14 protein-coding genes are annotated in these 16,818 nt (G+C 63.2%); 2 read left to right on the top strand and 12 right to left on the bottom strand.

Annotated features, from left to right (window positions below):
* Nucleotides 1–225 precede the first annotated feature (225 nt).
* The 10 genes from B0G74_RS07685 to B0G74_RS46520 form a co-directional block, all read right to left on the bottom strand.
* Entirely contained in the window at nt 226–2,148 is a 1,923-nt protein-coding gene (locus tag B0G74_RS07685; RefSeq protein ID WP_132374241.1) for a PrkA family serine protein kinase, read from the bottom strand.
* 795 nt (nt 2,149–2,943) lie between these two features.
* A complete protein-coding gene (locus tag B0G74_RS07675) occupies nt 2,944–3,705 on the bottom strand; it encodes a hydratase (RefSeq protein ID WP_132374239.1) in 762 nt (253 codons plus the stop codon).
* A 389-nt stretch (nt 3,706–4,094) separates the two neighbouring features.
* A complete protein-coding gene (locus tag B0G74_RS07670; RefSeq protein WP_132374238.1) occupies nt 4,095–5,870 on the bottom strand; it encodes a methyl-accepting chemotaxis protein in 1,776 nt (591 codons plus the stop codon).
* A gap of 597 nt (nt 5,871–6,467) precedes the next feature.
* Nucleotides 6,468–7,508 (bottom strand): LacI family DNA-binding transcriptional regulator, encoded by a 1,041-nt coding sequence (locus B0G74_RS07665; RefSeq protein WP_132374237.1) that lies wholly within the window; start codon nt 7,506–7,508, stop codon nt 6,468–6,470.
* Between the two features lie 168 nt (nt 7,509–7,676).
* Entirely contained in the window at nt 7,677–8,732 is a 1,056-nt protein-coding gene (locus B0G74_RS07660) for an ABC transporter permease (protein ID WP_132374236.1), read from the bottom strand.
* Nucleotides 8,729–10,327, bottom strand: a complete 1,599-nt coding sequence (locus tag B0G74_RS07655; protein ID WP_132374235.1) for a sugar ABC transporter ATP-binding protein — start codon at nt 10,325–10,327, stop codon at nt 8,729–8,731. Before B0G74_RS07655 ends, B0G74_RS07660 begins: the two co-directional genes overlap by 4 nt.
* 295 nt (nt 10,328–10,622) lie before the next feature.
* A complete protein-coding gene (locus tag B0G74_RS07650; protein WP_132374234.1) occupies nt 10,623–11,585 on the bottom strand; it encodes a sugar ABC transporter substrate-binding protein in 963 nt (320 codons plus the stop codon).
* A 430-nt stretch (nt 11,586–12,015) separates the two neighbouring features.
* Complete coding sequence (gene corA, locus B0G74_RS07645) at nt 12,016–12,993, bottom strand: magnesium/cobalt transporter CorA (protein WP_132374233.1); 978 nt, start codon at nt 12,991–12,993, stop codon at nt 12,016–12,018.
* A 179-nt stretch (nt 12,994–13,172) separates the two neighbouring features.
* The gene (locus B0G74_RS46525; RefSeq protein WP_243658140.1) at nt 13,173–13,415 is read right to left on the bottom strand and encodes a DUF2846 domain-containing protein; all 243 of its coding nucleotides are present in this window, start codon (nt 13,413–13,415) and stop codon (nt 13,173–13,175) included.
* Nucleotides 13,416–13,428: 13 nt separating this feature from the next.
* Nucleotides 13,429–13,635, bottom strand: a complete 207-nt coding sequence (locus B0G74_RS46520) for a hypothetical protein (protein WP_243658139.1) — start codon at nt 13,633–13,635, stop codon at nt 13,429–13,431.
* A 369-nt stretch (nt 13,636–14,004) separates the two neighbouring features.
* Between B0G74_RS46520 and cydX the strand changes: the two genes are divergently transcribed.
* The gene (gene cydX, locus B0G74_RS07635) at nt 14,005–14,148 is read left to right on the top strand and encodes a cytochrome bd-I oxidase subunit CydX (protein WP_132374232.1); all 144 of its coding nucleotides are present in this window, start codon (nt 14,005–14,007) and stop codon (nt 14,146–14,148) included.
* The gene (locus tag B0G74_RS07630; RefSeq protein ID WP_132374231.1) at nt 14,145–14,762 is read left to right on the top strand and encodes an ATP-binding protein; all 618 of its coding nucleotides are present in this window, start codon (nt 14,145–14,147) and stop codon (nt 14,760–14,762) included. The genes cydX and B0G74_RS07630 overlap by 4 nt, the downstream gene beginning before the upstream one ends.
* A gap of 131 nt (nt 14,763–14,893) precedes the next feature.
* Here B0G74_RS07630 and B0G74_RS07625 read toward each other — a convergent pair whose 3' ends face one another.
* Nucleotides 14,894–15,991 carry a saccharopine dehydrogenase C-terminal domain-containing protein gene (locus B0G74_RS07625; RefSeq protein ID WP_132374230.1) on the bottom strand — a complete coding sequence of 366 codons (1,098 nt, stop codon included), beginning with the start codon at nt 15,989–15,991 and terminating at the stop codon, nt 14,894–14,896.
* Between the two features lie 262 nt (nt 15,992–16,253).
* Nucleotides 16,254–16,712, bottom strand: coding sequence for an Lrp/AsnC family transcriptional regulator (locus B0G74_RS07620; RefSeq protein ID WP_132374229.1), 459 nt, complete (start codon nt 16,710–16,712; stop codon nt 16,254–16,256).
* Between the last annotated feature and the right edge of the window lie 106 nt (nt 16,713–16,818).

Raw genomic sequence — 16,818 nt, 5'->3', positions numbered from 1 at the left:
CCCGGTCTCCCGTATCGATGGGCGTTAGCGCTTTAGCGCTTACGCCCATCCCATGCACCGCATGTCGATCAGAGTTGGCGCTTTAGCACTTACCCAGACCCCATGCAGCGGCACTAATTTCCGGTGCGCGAGACGCTTGCTGCTTAAGCCCACGCTATGTCCATGCAGCTTGCGCCTCGCAGGGTGCCCGCGCGGTCGGACCGCGCGGGCGGCACGCAATGCGCATCATGACGACTTGCGCACGCGCAGATACCAGTCACACAGCAAGCGCACCTGCTTCGGCGTATAGCCCTTCGTCACCATGCGATTGACGAAGTCTTCGTGCTTGCGTTGTTCCTCCGCCGAGCCCTTGGCGTTGAACGAGATCACCGGCAACAGCTCTTCCGTGTTCGAGAACATCTTCTTTTCGATCACGACGCGCAGCTTCTCGTAGCTGACCCAGGCGGGGTTCTTTCCGCCGTTGGCAGCACGCGCACGCAGCACGAAGTTCACGATCTCGTTGCGGAAGTCCTTCGGGTTGCTGATGCCCGCGGGTTTCTCGATCTTCTCCAGTTCGGCGTTCAGCGCCGCGCGATCGAAACTCTCGCCGGTGTCATGATCGCGGAACTCCTGATCCTGAATCCAGAAGTCCGCGTACGTCACATAGCGATCGAAGATGTTCTGACCGTACTCGGAATACGACTCCAGATACGCGGTCTGAATTTCCTTGCCGATGAACTCCGCATAGCGCGAGGCGAGCACGTCCTTGATGAACGACAGATACTTCTGCTCGGTTTCTGGTGGGAACTGCTCGCGTTCGATCTGCTGTTCGAGCACGTACATCAGGTGCACCGGATTGGCCGCGACCTCGGTCGAGTCGAAGTTGAATACGCGCGACATGATCTTGAACGCGAAGCGGGTCGACACGCCGGTCATCCCTTCATCCACGCCCGCGAAATCGCGGTACTCCTGATACGACTTGGCCTTCGGATCGGTGTCCTTGAGATTTTCGCCGTCGTACACCTGCATCTTCGAGAACAGGCTCGAATTCTCCGGCTCCTGCAAACGCGTGAGCACCGACATCTGCGCCATCATCTTCAGCGTGCCCGGCGCGCACACCGCATTCGCCAGCGACGAATTACGCAACAGCTTCTCGTAGATCTTGACCTCTTCACCGTAGCGCAGGCAGTACGGCACCTTCACCACGAAGATCCGGTCGAGCAGTGCTTCGTTGTTGCGGTTGTTGCGGAACGCCTTCCATTCGGACTCGTTCGAGTGAGCCAGAATCACGCCGTCGAACGGGATCGCACCGAAGCCTTCCGTGCCCTTGAAGTTGCCTTCCTGGGTCGCAGTCAGGAGCGGGTGCAGGACCTTGATCGGCGCCTTGAACATTTCGACGAACTCGAGCAGGCCCTGATTCGCGAGACACAAGCCACCGGAGTAGCTGTATGCGTCCGCGTCGTCCTGTGCGTACTGTTCGAGTTTGCGGATGTCGACCTTACCGACCAGCGACGAAATGTCCTGATTGTTTTCGTCGCCCGGCTCGGTTTTGGCTATACCGATCTGGCGAAGGATCGACGGATAGCGGCGCACCACGCGGAACTTGCGGATGTCACCGTTGAATTCGTGCAGGCGCTTGACCGCCCACGGGCTCAGAATGCTTTTCAGGTAGCGGCGTGGAATGCCGTATTGTTCTTCGAGAATCGGGCCGTCTTCCTCGTAATCGAACAGACCGAGGGGCGACTCGTTCACGGGCGAGCCCTTGATCGAGTAGAACGGCACGCGTTCCATAAGCTGCTTCAGACGTTCCGCAATCGACGATTTACCGCCGCCGACCGGGCCCAACAGATACAGAATCTGCTTCTTTTCTTCGAGCCCCTGGGCCGAGTGCCGGAAGTAGGCGACCACCTGCTCGATCACCTCCTCCATTCCGTAGAACTCACGGAATGCGGGGTATACCTTGATGACCTTGTTCGCGAAGATGCGCGACATGCGCGGATCGTTACGAGTGTCGATCTGTTCCGGCTCCCCGATCGCCGTCAACATGCGTTCGCCAGCCGTGGCGTACGCGGCGGGATTGTCTTTGCAGAGCGCGAGATACTCCTCGAGCGAGAGCTCATCTTCTCGCGTTTTCTCGAAGCGGGTCGCGAAACTGCTGTAGATATCCATGCTACCTCCTCGCCGAAGTCTAGACCGATGTCGTGCGCGGCGCGCTATTCGGAAACGACATCGCTCGAATTCATCCTAAACCCTTTTAAATTTTTTTTCACGAACTACGTTGCGAAAATCGCGCCGCATTCGCCTCCCGACATTCCTCACTTGGAAACAAAGTTTCGACCACCTACAATCTTGCACTCATATCGCAGCGATTGCAGTCATACGTCCCTGCCTTTTGCACTGTTGCCTTGACGCCTCATCAGCACTCTACTGCAGTGCTGCTCAGTGTTCCTCTCTTCCTGTCCTGCAATACTCTCTTGCGTAAAGCCGTTACGTTCATCGAACGATCCCACTGCTGTACCGGACGGCATGTCTGCACACGCACACTTTGTTGCTGAAAAGCGCTGACGTCTGCCTGCTTTCTGTGTCCGTCACCTTTTTCCTCAACGCGCGACCCAAGCGTTCGGTCTACAGCGACACATGCCTGTTACATGTTCGTGCGCGATCCACGCGCGGTTTCACACATAAGCAAAGTCCGTGCAGCTTCATGCGGTTCGTCAAGCCAAGAACGTTTTTGTTCCGTCATTGGCAAGCGTGTCATGCATCGTCGTGAGCGACACGCAGGCATTAACCGCGTCGTGAGCATGGTTAGCCGCATGTATAACTGAATGACGACAACGCAATGCATCGCTTCAACAGGTGTATACGGCAAAGCCGCCGCTACGGATGCGAGCAACGTAAAACGGCCACCCGCAGGCAGCCGTTTGAATGAAGCTTCGTAATACGCTGTTACAAGCGCGCGGCCTCTCAGGTCAGTTCAATCTCCACTTCCCCAAGGCCGTCGATGTGTCCGCGCACGATGCCCGCTTTATCCAGCCTGTGTGCGCCGACGTACGAACCGGTGGTGATAGTCCACTCCGGTTCGATGGTGATACCCATGGCGGCGCAATGGTTGACGAACCAGACCAGCAGTTCGCGCGGGTCGCCGGCCGGATTGCCGGTGGCTTCCGGCAGCAGCGAAGCGCCGTCGAAGCTCAGTTCCAGTTCGGGTGAAACGAAATCGAAGCCGCGCGCGAGACCCGCATAAGCGACCGGATGGCCCGTGATCAACGCGCCATTGTTCTGCGCATCGGCCAGTTGCGCGAGCGGCGCGACATTCGGCCATTCGGCGAAGCGGCTATCGACGATCTCAATGGCCGGCAATACGACGCCGACCTTCGAGAGCACCTCGTCGCGCGCATAGGCCCGGCCGCGCGGTTCGATCGCCTCGGCGAAGCGGAAGGCGATTTCCAGCTCGACCAGCACGCGGAAGAAACCGTCATGCGCGACGCGCGCCGGCGAGCGCAGCACCAGCGAGGCCGGAATCGGCGCGCCCGCGGCGGCGCCACCGGGCGCTTTGGCACCGATCTTCCAGGCGCCCGTCGAGTCGCCGAGACCTGCGATGACCGCCTGCTGGATCGCATACGCGGTCGCCGCATCGGGCGGCAGGCTGTCGGGTGCGGGCGCATCGATCGGGCGATGCTGCCGGCGTGCTTCGACGAGGCGGTTCGCGAGGTCGTATGGCGTCATGTCGGTCCTTTGTGGCTGGCGCATTGAGCGGTTGGTTGTGGCGTGCTGGTGGGTGGTGGCCGTGCTTTGGGGCATGCGTTGCTGCGCTCGAATGCGGCGGAACCACGCTCGTGGGCTAACGGGCCGCGTCGGCGATTGCCGCACCATGGCGGATAGCGTCCCCCAAGGGGAGTTGCTTCGGTGCGTCCGTCAATGTACCGGATCACGACGCTTGCCGGGGGACCGACTGCGGTCGCAAACGTTACTTAATGCGCACACCATAAAAAAAGACCGCGAATGCGTGCGCAATCGAGGTCTTTTTGAAGCGAGGCCGTCATCCTCTCGCGGCATCTACCCATCTAATGGGATTGGCTGCGGCGCCGGGAATGAATGTTGCGACTGACTTCCGCTCAGAACGTTTCCCAATCCTGATCGCTGCCGGCGCTAGCGGTCGCTATCGCTTTAGCAGGCGCGCGTGCCGCTGCGGCAACGGGCTGTGCCGTCGCGGCCGGCGCGTTCGTCGCGGCTGCGGCTTGCACGGCGGGTTGCGCAGCACGAGCGTGCGCGACCTTGCGTGCGACCACCGTACGCGGCGGCGTAGCCGCGCGCTTCGGCGGCGCGCTCACGGGCGCCTTGTAACCGCCTTCTTCGAGTTGGAACACGGCTACCGCGGTACGCAGTTTGCCGGCCTGGTCTTCGAGCGACGACGCTGCTGCCGCCGCTTCTTCGACCAGTGCGGCGTTTTGCTGCGTGACTTCGTCCATCTGCGTAACAGCGCGCGCCACCTGGTCGATACCGCTGCTCTGCTCTTCCGACGCCGCGGCGATTTCGCCCATGATGTCGGTCACGCGCTGCACCGCGCCGATGATCTCGGTCATGGTGCGGCCGGCTTCGTCGACCAGCGCCGAGCCCGACTGCACGCGCTCCACCGAGGTGTCGATCAGTTCCTTGATTTCCTTCGCCGCCGCTGACGAGCGCTGCGCGAGGCTGCGCACTTCACCGGCCACGACCGCGAAACCGCGCCCTTCTTCGCCGGCTCGCGCCGCTTCCACGGCCGCATTCAAGGCGAGGATGTTGGTCTGGAACGCAATCCCTTCGATGATCGAAATAATGTCGGCGATCCTGGCCGAGCTTTGATTGATGTCGCCCATCGTGCCGACCACCTGGCCGACCACCGCGCTGCCCTTATTGGCGATCTCCGACGCATTGGCCGCCAGCGAGCTCGCCTGGCGGGCGTTGTCGGCGTTCTGCTTGACCGTGCCGGTCAGCTCCTCCATGCTCGACGCGGTTTCCTGCAGCGCGGAAGCCTGCTCTTCGGTACGCGAGGACAGGTCGATATTGCCGGCCGCGATCTGGCGCGTAGCCGTCGCAATCGATTCGCTGCCGCTGCGCACGGTACGCACCGTTTCGGTGAGACTGTGCTGCATTTTGGCGATGCCTTCGAGCAACTGCCCCATTTCGTCGCGCGATGTCACGACGACCGGGCGGCGTAAATCGCCGGCCGAGATCGCGTCGAAATGTTTGAGGGCGGCATCGAGCGGCCGGGCGATCGCGCGGCTAAGCGTCAGGTACGAAATCGCCGCAGCCAGCACGCCGATCAGCAAGGCGCCCACGCTGACCATGCGGAACACATCGAAGCTGCCTTGCGCGGCATCGTAACCCTCTTTCGCCGAGGTGAACTGGTATTTGCGCAGCGCGTCGTCGGCATTGGCGAGGTCGTTGTAGGCCACTTGCAGACGCTTGGCGCCCTCGACCAGCTTCGGCGGTTCGTTCGCGACGACGATCGCCGCAAAGGTGTCCATCTGCTGATGCAGCGCGTCGCGTTTGGCGACGACGTCCTGCGCGAGGCGGTCTTCATCCGGGTCGCGCGGCAGGTCCATGTACTGTTTCCACCACGTGTCGGAGGTGGCGCGCATGCCGCGCGCGCGCTCGAGCGTCGGCGTCGCTTCCGGCGTGCCGATCATGAACGCCGCACGGTCGAGCGCCAGCCGCTCACGCGCCGCGAACAGCTCGGCGTTGCCGATATTGACCGCGCTCGGCATGGCGTTGGTGAAGGTGTCCTTATAGGCGTCGTTCGAACGGCTCATGCCGAACAAACCGAAGACGCCGATGGCGACGAGCAGCGCGGCGAGAAAAGCCATCGTGAGGCCTATCCGCGCCTTGATCGTAATGCCTTTGTTCAACATGCTTGTTCCTGTGCTTTACAAAATGAGAGGCTGCGTACGCAGCGCGGTTTTGCGTGTGGCGTCTGCGTAATGGCGCTTTTTCGATACGTCGCTCTAATAGTCCTGTTTACGGCCTGCTGACCGCGTACTTGAAGGATTTATATGGTATGAGGAAAGGCGCTGTAAGCAACCGGAATAAATTACAAGATGCTGACAGACGGCGGATTTGCGCACCGGTGATGCGGAACGGGCGTGCCGGTGCCTGGAGATGGAAGTGAGAGACCGCGCGACATTGCGACCGCTGGGAATGTGCTGACGGCGTCGCGCCACAGGTGTTGAATACCGCGACGGTAGCGAGCGCGCCGCACGGCTGAATCCGATCGGCCTGCGTTCTTGCTGCGACGAGGGCAAGCGTTGCAGAACAACGCTATTGAGCGTTAGGACGCCCGCGCGATTGCAGCGCCCCGCTCGACAGCGCCTGCCAGATCTCAAGAAATGCTCAACGCCGCTGCGGGCGAGAATCGAAGGCTACGTGTTACGCCAAGCAAATCGCCCGATGACGCGCGCGGCCGCGCCGCTAGCCACAAATGCGCGTATGCATCAGCGCATCGAATCCAATCACGCCGCCAGATCGCGCTTGGCCGCGCCGGCCCATGTCGCGGTGGACTCGCGCACGATCAGCCGCGGCGACACCACGCGCCGGCGCCCCGCCGCGCGCGGCGTGCCCGACGACGTGCCGGCAATCCGTTCGATCAGCGTCTGCGCAGCCATATCGCCGAGCGCGCGCACCGATTGCCCGACGGTCGAGAGGGCCGGATAGGTGAAACGCCCCAGCTCGATATCGTCGAAACCGATGATCGAGCAGTCGCGCGGCACGCTGATATTGCGTTCCGCGGCGGCGCGCAATGCGCCGATGCCCATCATGTCGTTGCCGGCAAAAATCGCCGACGGCTTGACCGTGTCGAACAGTTGCGCGGCCGCACGGTGGCCGCCGGTGCCCGAAAAATCGCTTTCCACGATCGCATCGGGCGGAATCTCGATGCCGCGCTCCGTCATCGCGCGGATAAAGCCGTGCACGCGCATCGCGCTGACCGCCGTCTGAACCGGCCCGGTGATGCAGCCGATCCGCACGTGCCCCAGTTCGAGCAGATGCCGGGTCGCGAGATACGCGCCCTTCTCGTGATCGATCTGCACCAGATCCGCGTTCAGCCCTTCGATATTGCGATCCAGAATGACCAGCGGCTCGTGCGAGTCCGCGAGCGTTTGCGCGAGCACGGCGTCGTCGCCGGCGGAAGCGACGATCAGGCCGTCGATCCGCTTTTCCTGCAGCACGCGCAGATAGTTACGCTGCTTGGCCGGATCGTCGTCGGAATTGCAGAAGAACACGCAGTAGCCGTTACGCGAGCAACCGTCCTCGATGCCGCGCGCCAGTTCCGCGAAATACGGGTTCGTGGTGTTGGGCACGACCAGCCCGATCGTCGCGGTCGCCCGTGCCTTCAGTGAGCGGGCCACCGCCGACGGAACATAGTGGAGCTGACGGATCGCGTGTTCGACCTTCGCGCGCACGTCCGCCGACACCGGCCGCGAGTTGTTCACCACGTGCGATACCGTCGTGAACGACACGCCTGCCACAGCCGCTACATCCTTGATCGTCGCCATAACCTGTTGCTCTCCCGCCTGTTTTACCCGCCGGCCGCGCCATCTGGCGACCCACCGGACGTCTTCATCGAAGACAGACCAAACCCATGAATTCTTACGCTTTACCGCTCATGACGCCGCAACCGCCCTGGTTGCGTTACTCTGCCGGCTTGCGGTGCCGGCCACCGCTCAGGCGCGCTTGCGGCGGCTGCGATACGTATCCAGCACCACCGCAACCACGATCACCGCGCCGGTGATCATCCGCTTGGTCGGCTCGTTCGCGCCAATCTGCGCGAGGCCGGCCGCCAGCACTGAAATGATCAATACGCCGAAAAAGGTACTGATCACCGAGCCGCGCCCGCCCATCAGGCTGGTGCCGCCTATGACCACGGCCGCGATCACCTGCAGTTCCAGGCCGACACCCGCGTTCGGATCGGCCGCTTCCAGACGCGATATCTGGAACAGCGCGGCCAGCCCCGAGAGCGCGCCCATCAGCGCGAACACGATGACCTTGTACGGACGCGGATTGACGCCCGCGAGCCGCACCGCTTCCTCGTTGGTGCCGATGCCGACCAGATAGCGGCCGAACACCGTGCGCGTGAGCACCAGCTGCGCGATCACCATCACCGCCACCGCGATCAGGAACGCCGGCGAGATGCCGACCGCGATCGGGTTCGACAGGAAGTCGAACGCGTCGCCGATATAGGCGGTGCGCGAATTCGTCATCTGATACGCCATGCCGCGCGCCGCTTCGAGCACGCCGAGCGAGACGATGAACGACGGAATCCGCCAGCCCACCGTCACCGCGCCGGTAATGGTGCCGGTCAGCGCCGCCGCGGCGACGCCGAGCAACGCCGACGGCAACGGCCCCCAGCCCCACTTCAGCGCGGCCACGCTCACCACCGACGCGCCCAGCGCCAGCACCGATCCCACCGACAGATCGATCCCGGCGATGATCAGCACGAAGGTCATCCCGACCGACATCACCACCAGATCGGGAATCTGGTTGGCGATCGTACTGAACGTGTCATACGTCAAAAAGTGCGAACTCAGCAGCGAGAACAGCACGATCATCGCCAGCAACGCGCCGGCGAGCCCGAGATAATTCGAAAAGCCCAGCCGCGTGCCGGCCGGTTTGCCGCTCGCGAGCGGCGCCGACGGATCGGCCGGCGGCGCGACTGTGCCAGTGCCGCTACCCGTTCCCGGCTTGTCGCCCGATGCTTCCCGCAACGGTTGATCGTTCATGACAGACTCCCTGCTTCGCTGGCGTCGGGGGCGGCGTGCAGCAACGCTTCGCGGCTGCGGTAGCCGGCGAAAGCCGCGGCCAGCAACGCATCCTGCGACCAGTTATCGCGCTCGAACACACCCGTCATGCTGCCCGCGGACATCACGCCGATCCGGTCGCAGATCAGCATGAGCTCACGCAGATCGCTCGACACCACGACGAGCGCGCGCCCTTCACGGGCCAGCGCACCCATCAGGCCATAAATATCGAACTTCGCGCCGACGTCGATGCCGCGCGTAGGTTCGTCGAATAACAGCACGCGGCAGTCGCGCGCCAGCCAGCGGCCGATCACGACCTTCTGCTGGTTGCCGCCCGACAGCTCGCCGACAATCTGCCCCGGCCCGGACGTGCGGATCCGCATCGCCGCGATCTGCGTCTGCGCGAGCGCATTCTCCCGCTTCGCATCGACGATGCCGTGCCGCGCCACGCTGCTGATATTGCCAAGCGACACATTGGCCGCGATCGGCTGCGGCAGCAACAGGCCTTCGCCTTTACGGTCCTCGGTGATCAGCGCGATGCCCGCGCGCACCGCGTCCGAGGGCGACGCGATCTGTACCGGCGTGGGCGGCGCGCCCGGCGTTTGCGCCAGCGACACGGTGCCGCCGTCCTTCGGATCGGCGCCGTAAATCAGCCGCATCAACTCCGTGCGGCCCGCGCCGATCAGGCCGCTGATGCCGAAAATCTCGCCCGCGCGCACTTCGAACGACACCTCGCGCACCACCTTGCCGCGCGTGAGCCTGTCCACCTCCAACAGCGGCGCGCCGATGTTGCGCACGCCCAGATCGATCCGCTCGCCGAGCTCCCGGCCGACCATCCATGTGACGATTTCGTCGCTGGTCAGGTTGGCCATCGCGTCGACATGCACCAGCCGCCCGTCGCGCAGGACCGCGATCTGCTCGGCCACCCGCGCGAGCTCCTCGAGCCGGTGCGAGATGTAGACGAGCGCCACGCCGCGCGCCTTCAGCCGGTCGATCTGTTCGAACAGCAGATCGACTTCGCGCGCGGTCAGCATCGCGGTCGGCTCGTCGAGGATCAGCACGCGGCAGTCGTCGATCAGATTGCGGGCGATTTCCACCATCTGCTGATGGCCGATGCCGAGCTCGCCGACCAGCGTGTCCGGATCGATCGCGTCGAGGCCGACCTGCGCCATGGCGTGACGCGCATCCTCGCGCAGCTTGCGCCGGTCGATCCAGCCGAAGCTGAATGCGCCGATCCGCGGCAAGCGGTTCAGGAACAGATTTTCGGCCACCGACAAGGTCGGCAGCAGATTCAGCTCCTGCATCACCATGCGCACGCCGAGCGCCTCGGCTTCGGTGCGGCTCGCCGGCGCATAAGGCGTGCCGCCGAGCTGCATCGTGCCGGTGGTCGGGTCGACCAGGCCGCCGATGATTTTGGACAGCGTACTCTTGCCTGCGCCATTCTCGCCCGTCAGCGCCAATACCTCGCCGGCGCGCAGCGACAGCGAAATGTCGGCGAGCACCGGTTCGGCGTAGGTCTTGCCGATGCCGCTGACAGACAGGACGGCAGGCACGGCGTCGTGATCGGTTGAGTCCATCGCAATCCTGGTTCCGTGGCGCCGGGCCGTGGCCTCATGCGATTCGCTCGCTTGAAGTTGCGGCCCGTGTCATGCCGGCCCAATGCGCGGAATGCGCAGGCGCTAAAAGCCACGCACCCTCCCGTCGCGCGGCACCGTCATGACGCTTACCTCTGGAATTAACGGCGGCGCGGCAGGTTTCTTGAGCGTTTATTGAATACACGCGGGTTTGCGAGCGTGTGTCATGCATTGAGCACGAAACGACGCCGGCGCAAAACCGCGTACCCGACTTACCCCGGGACTGACCGGGCGATGCTTACTTCGTGACCAGATCGCACGGCGTTTCCACCACGCCGGACAGATCCGCCTGCTTCTTGTGTTCGCTGAGCGCCTTCAGCGCGGTGTCGATGCCGAACACGGCCTGCTTGGCGGCGTACTGATCCGCCGTGGCGAGCACGCGGCCGTCCTTGAGCATCGGCTTGATCGCGTTGATGTTGTCGTAGCCGACCACCAACACCTTGCCCTGCTTGCCTGCCGCGCGCACGGCCGAGACCGCGCCGATCGCCATGTTGTCGTTGCCGGCGAGGAGCGCCTTCAGATTCGGGTATTCGTTGAGCATGGCCGACGCCACCGCGTTGCCCTTGTCGATTTCCCATTCTCCCGATTGCACCGAGACGACCTTGGCGCCCACCTTCTGCATCGCGTCCTTGAAGCCTGCGGTGCGCTGTTGCGCGTTGGTGGTGGTCGACACGCCTTCGATGATGCCAACCTCGTCGCCCGCCTTGAGCTTCTTCGCCAGATAGTCGCCGACCTTCTGCGCGCCCTTGCGGTTATCCGGTCCGACGAACGGCACGTTCAGGTCCTTCGACTTGAGCACGTCCGGGTCGAGCCGGTTGTCGATGTTCACGACGATGATGCCCGCGTCCACCGCCTTCTTGACGACCGGCACCAGCGCTTTCGAATCGGCCGGCGCGAGCACGATCGCGTCGACCTTCGAGACGATCATCTGTTCGACGATACGGATCTGGTTTGCGGTGTCGGTCTCGTCCTTGATGCCGTTGGTGATCAGGTCGAACTGCGACGGGTTGTGTTTCTGATAGTCCTTCGCGCCGGTCTCCATGGTCAGGAAAAACTCGTTGGCGAGCGACTTCATCACCAGCGCGACCTTAGGCTTATGAGCAGGCGCGCTCTGCGCGTACGCGGAGGAAAACGGCAAGGCGGCGGTAGCGGCGGCGAGGACGGCGGCCGCCAGGATGCGGCGGCGAATGCGTTGGCTCATGCATATCTCCAGGGTCTGTCAGGCTCGCAACGGAGCCTTATTTTTAATTAGTGCGCAAACGTTTGCGAGGCCCATTCTCAGCGCAGTCCATTCCGATTGTCAACGATGCGCGGTGTTGCAGTGCATCGGCGCGCGGCGATGCGCCGGCGTGCTGTGCACCCGGTCGAATCGGAGCGGCGCGCTGTTGTAGCGGGCCGGCAGGCGGCGTATGGCAAAGGGTTCCTCGCTTGGTCCGTGCGTAGCAGATTTGCCGCCGGCTGCAAGATCAACGGCCGGCGGGCCGCCTATGCTGGACTTTTATTGCGCGCGGTGCAAGCGTGGAGAACGCCGGACGGTCAGCGGGTGGGTTTGCTGCGGGCGCGCTGTTGCTCAGTCCGGCCAGGTTGAGCGGATGGATGGCGGCGCCGACGGACGCCGCCCCGCCCGCTCATCAAAGCCAGCCGACCTTGCGGAAGCGCCAGTACAGCACCAGGTCGACGGTCAGCATGACCGCGAGACAGATCGGATAGCCGTACTTGTAGTGCAGCTCGGGGATGGTCTGGAAGTTCATCCCGTAGATGCCGGCGATCATGGTCGGCACCGCGAACAGCGCCGCGAACGAGCCGAGCCGTTTGGTCACCTCGCTTTCGGCCAGCGAAATCATGCCGAGATTCACCTGCACGGCGGTGACGACCATTTCGCGCCGCCCGTCGATGATCCTGACGATCCGCTCGAGGTGGTCGTAGACATCGCGGAAGTACGCCTGCATGCCCCCGCAGACGCTCGGAATGCGGCCGCCCGTCAGTTTGCTGATCGCTTCCTGCAATGGCGCGATATGGTGCTGCAGAATCACGAGGCGCCGTTTCAACGAGTACAGATCCTGGATGATCGCGCGCGATGCCGCCGAATTGTTGCGGTCGAAAATGCGGTCTTCGAGCGCTTCGATCTCGGTGTTCAGCGCCTCGATGATCGGGAAGTAACGATCGACGATATCGTCGGCGAGCGCATACAGCACGAACGCCGCGCCTTCCTTGAGCAGTTGCGGCTCGCGCTCGCAGCGGGCGCGCACGTTCTGAAAGCCGATGCGCGTGCCGCGCCGCACCGACAGCACATAGTTGCTTCCCACGAACACGTCGACTTCGCCGATCAGCAGTTCGCCCTCTTCGTCCATTTCCACCGTGTGCATCACGGCGAACAGCGACTCGCCGTACTCCTCGATCTTGGGGCGCTGATGGCCGTTCTGCGCATCTTCGATCGCGAGTTCATGCAGGCCGAACTCGTGTTTCATCACGGCCAGTTCGCCCGGGCCCGGGTCCTTTAGCGCCACCCAGACAAAACACTCGGGCCGCGCCACGTAGTCGCTGATGCTATCGATGTCGATGTCTGCCAGCTTCCGGCCGTCCTGATAGGCGGCGCAATTGATCAGCATGTTTGGATTACCTTGAAAACGGAACAGAGCGGCCGGACGCTTACGAAACGTAAGCCTGGCGGCGCATCTGCAGGAACGGATTGGCGTTAGCCGCCATGTTAAGGGCTATGCGCGCCGCTCATGTATCGAATTGTTAAGCTGCGCGGACGCCGTGCGCAACGCCCGCGAGACAGAGCACGCTATTGCGCGACCCGGCGCAGCGCGATACGGTGATCGTCGCCGAACGTGACCGAGGCGCGGTTCGTGTAGCGCGTATCGGCCGTCACTGTGAAGCGCATTTCGACGACCGGATCGAACTGCGTCGACACGGCGATGCGATGCACGCCCGGACTCAGATAGAAGACCACGTGCTCGCCGTTCATCAGGTCGGTGACCTGCTCGCCGTCGATATACACCAGGGCATCGCGAAAGCGGACGATCACGTCACGGGAACGCTCACGGCGGACACGGCGACGAGCCCCGTCCCGGTTCCGTGTAGCCTGGCTGGACGATGCGAGCGGCCGGCACCGGCTTGAACGGAACCGGCTCGGCGGGTGTCGAGGCGCAGCCGGCGAGCACGCCGAGCCTCAGCGCGGCAAGCGCGCCCAGCTTCGCCAATACGACCCACGCGGCTTGACGGTAACGGTCCGGACGCGTCGGCATGCTGGGGCTCCCGTGTTTTTGATTGTGGTCTTCTTCTTGCTGATCGGTATGCGGGACGATGCCTGGCCATCCTGATTGCTCACGTTCGTGGCACCCGCTCAACCTTTGCCATGCATGATAGCTACGCGCGGTCGTTCTGCCAGCCTGGCCGATCGGACGACCCCGCGGCCTCTTGCATGGCGCCGCGTTCTTCTTCATGATCGCTGCAAAGGGCCGTTCCGTGGGCTGCCGCGCGTTGTGTTCCCGTTGCGGATTTACCCTCGGTTCCAGCGCATGCCACTTTGCCCGCGGACATGCCGGCTTCCCTGTTCAGCCTATGCGCCGCGCTTCGGGGCCGGCCTTGCCGGACATACGACCAAGGAGACTGCAATGTGGTATTTCACCTGGATTCTCGGCATCGGCGTGGCGTTGGGCTTCGGCATCATCAACGTGATGTGGCTGGAAGCCGGAGGCAAGTTCGCGCGTGACCCGGAGCGCGCCGTATCCGCCACGCCCGAGGACACGCCTTCGTGACCCATCTGGTTTTCTTCTGCGGCCACGCGGGCACGGGTAAGACCACGCTCGCGAGAAAGCTGCTCAGCCCGTTGATGAAAGCGAGCGCCACGCCCTTCTGCCTGCTCGATAAAGACACGCTCTACGGCGGCTACAGCGCGGCCGCCATGGCCATGCTGACCGGCGACCCGAACGACCGCGACAGCCCGCTGTTTCTGCAGCATCTGCGCGATCCCGAGTATCGCGGCCTGCTCGATACCGCCCGCGACAATCTCGAACTCGGGGTCAGCGCGATGGTGGTCGGGCCGCTCTCGCGCGAAGTGCGCGAGCGGCGTTTGTTCGATCGCGCGTGGCTGGGGGTCGCTGCGGACGTGGTACTACGGGTCGTGTGGGTCTATACGTCGGAAGAGACGGCGCGGCAGCGGATCCTCGCGCGCGCCAATCCGAACGACGCATACAAACTCGCGCACTGGGACGAGTATCGGCAGCGCCGTTTCGTGCCCAGTGGCGATATCTGCGGCGATCTGCTGATGTTCGACAATACCGCGCCTACTTCGGCGGATCATGAAACCCTGCTCGCGCGCATCGTGGGCGAGCCGCAGGCGGCGACGATCATGCCGCCGGTACCTGTGTAGCAGCGGCGTCAATAAAAAACGCCCCGAATGTCGGGGCGTTTCCTCGGCTCTCTGCGGAGCCGTCTTTGCTGCTCGCGGCAGACGTTTCATGCCAGCTGCCGCCTTGTCGCACGGCCCTCGATGCCGGTCCTTCAGACAGTAGCCATCGTCTCCAGCGACTGTCCTTCGTACAACTGCCCGAAGCGGTTCGCGAGGAAGTCGCGCAGCGACACCTGCTCCTGGCGCACGAAGCCCTTCTGCGGCAGCTTCTGTTCGCGGAACAGATCGAGCACCGCGCACATCGCGCCGGCCGTGGTGATCTGGATCGCGCTCATCGGCACGCCGCACACCGTCTTCGCGAAGATCTTGCGGGTGAACACTTCCTGCACCAGTTGACCGTCGCGCATGCCGCTCACCGTGATGAACACCAGCACCACGTCTTGCGCGGTGGACGGCACCGAACGGCGCATGATGTTCTTGAGCGTGTCGCGGTCGCTGGCAAGACGCAGGTCTTCGAGCAGGAACTGCATCAGGTTGCGGTGGCCCGGATAGCGCACCGACTTGTAGTCGAGCGACTCGACCCGGCCCGACAGTGTTTCGCACAGCGTGCCGAGACCGCCTGAGGTGTTGAAGGCTTCGTATTCGGTGCCATCGAGCGAGAAATGTTCGAGGCCTTCGAGCGGCTGCACCCACTGCGTGCGGCTGTCGCGGATCGCTTCGCACGGCTGGCAGTACTCGTTGATCAGACCGTCGACGCTCCACGTCAGGTTGTACTTCAGCGCGTTGGTCGGGAATTCCGGCAGCGCGCCCACGCGCATCTTGACGTCGCGGATTTCCGTGAAGCGGTTCGCCAGTTCATGCGCGGCGATGCCGATGAAGCCCGGCGCAAGACCGCACTGCGGCATGAAGGCGTGATCGGCGTCGTCGGCGATCGCGCGGATCGCATGGGTGGCGCGCACGTCTTCCGTCAGATCGAAGTAATGCACGCCCGCGCCCTTGGCCGCCGACGCCACGTTCACCGCGAGGTAGTACGGCAGCGCGTTGACGAGCGCGTCGAAGCCTTGCACGGCGGCGCGCAGCGCGGCGGCATCGGCGGAATCCACACGGCGGGTCGGAATACCCTGGGCGGCAAGTTTGTCGAGCGCGTGCTGGTCGCGGTCGAACGCGACGACGTCGTAGTCGCCGGTTTCGCGCAACATGTGAGCGATGGTGTGACCGATCAAACCTGCACCAACGATGGCTATTTTCATTGCGCTTCTCCTTTATCGACCGATGTCAGCGCTTTAGCGCTTACTCCGGTCCCATTTTGTGTGCTGTCTCCAGCTTGGGAAGTGCGCTGCGCTCGTGGCGCGGCGCCCGGCGGGCTGAACCCTTGAGCAACAGTTTAGGGAGAAGCAAAAACAGTTCATACGCGCAAAATGCTGCGCTATGACCATGAACTTCGACGTTATGACGAACTTTTTAGTCGATATGTCTGAAAGTTGTTAAAACGGCGTAAACGCGGGGTGGCGCTCACACCATGCCGCGATCGATCTTGCGCGCGAGGATGATCGAAGTCGTGGTCCTCTCCACGCCTTCAAGCCCGCCGATCTGATCGAGCAGATCGTTCAGGCGATCGGGCGAATCGGCACGCAGCCACGCGACGTAATCGAACTCGCCGCTCACCGCGCACAGCAACTGCACCTCGGGCATCTTACCGAGGCGCTTCTGCACAGCCGGCCCATGCTTCGGCGCGATGATGATGCCGACGTAAGCCACGATGCTCGAGTCGAGCACGTCCTGGCCGAGCCGCACGCTGTATCCGGCGATCACATTGCTGCGTTCGAGCCGCGCGATGCGCGCGATCACCGTGGTGCGCGCCACGCCGAGCTGACGAGCGAGATTGGCAACGCTCTCGCGAGCGTTGGTTTGCAGCAGCGCAACGAGGTTGCGGTCGAGGTCGTCGAGTTGGTCGAGGCGCGGAGGTCTCATCGAGAGAAAAGGAAGTGGCTCAGATGAGGCGGATTATCGCGCGTCTTCCGCGGCAAATGGAGAAGTCACCCAACCCAATCGCCTTGAACATCATCATGAGCGAGAT

The sequence above is a fragment of the Paraburkholderia sp. BL9I2N2 genome (assembly GCF_004339745.1).
Taxonomy (GTDB): domain Bacteria; phylum Pseudomonadota; class Gammaproteobacteria; order Burkholderiales; family Burkholderiaceae; genus Paraburkholderia.
Note: the sequence above shows the minus strand (reverse complement) of the source record. Positions and strands in the feature narration are given on the sequence as shown.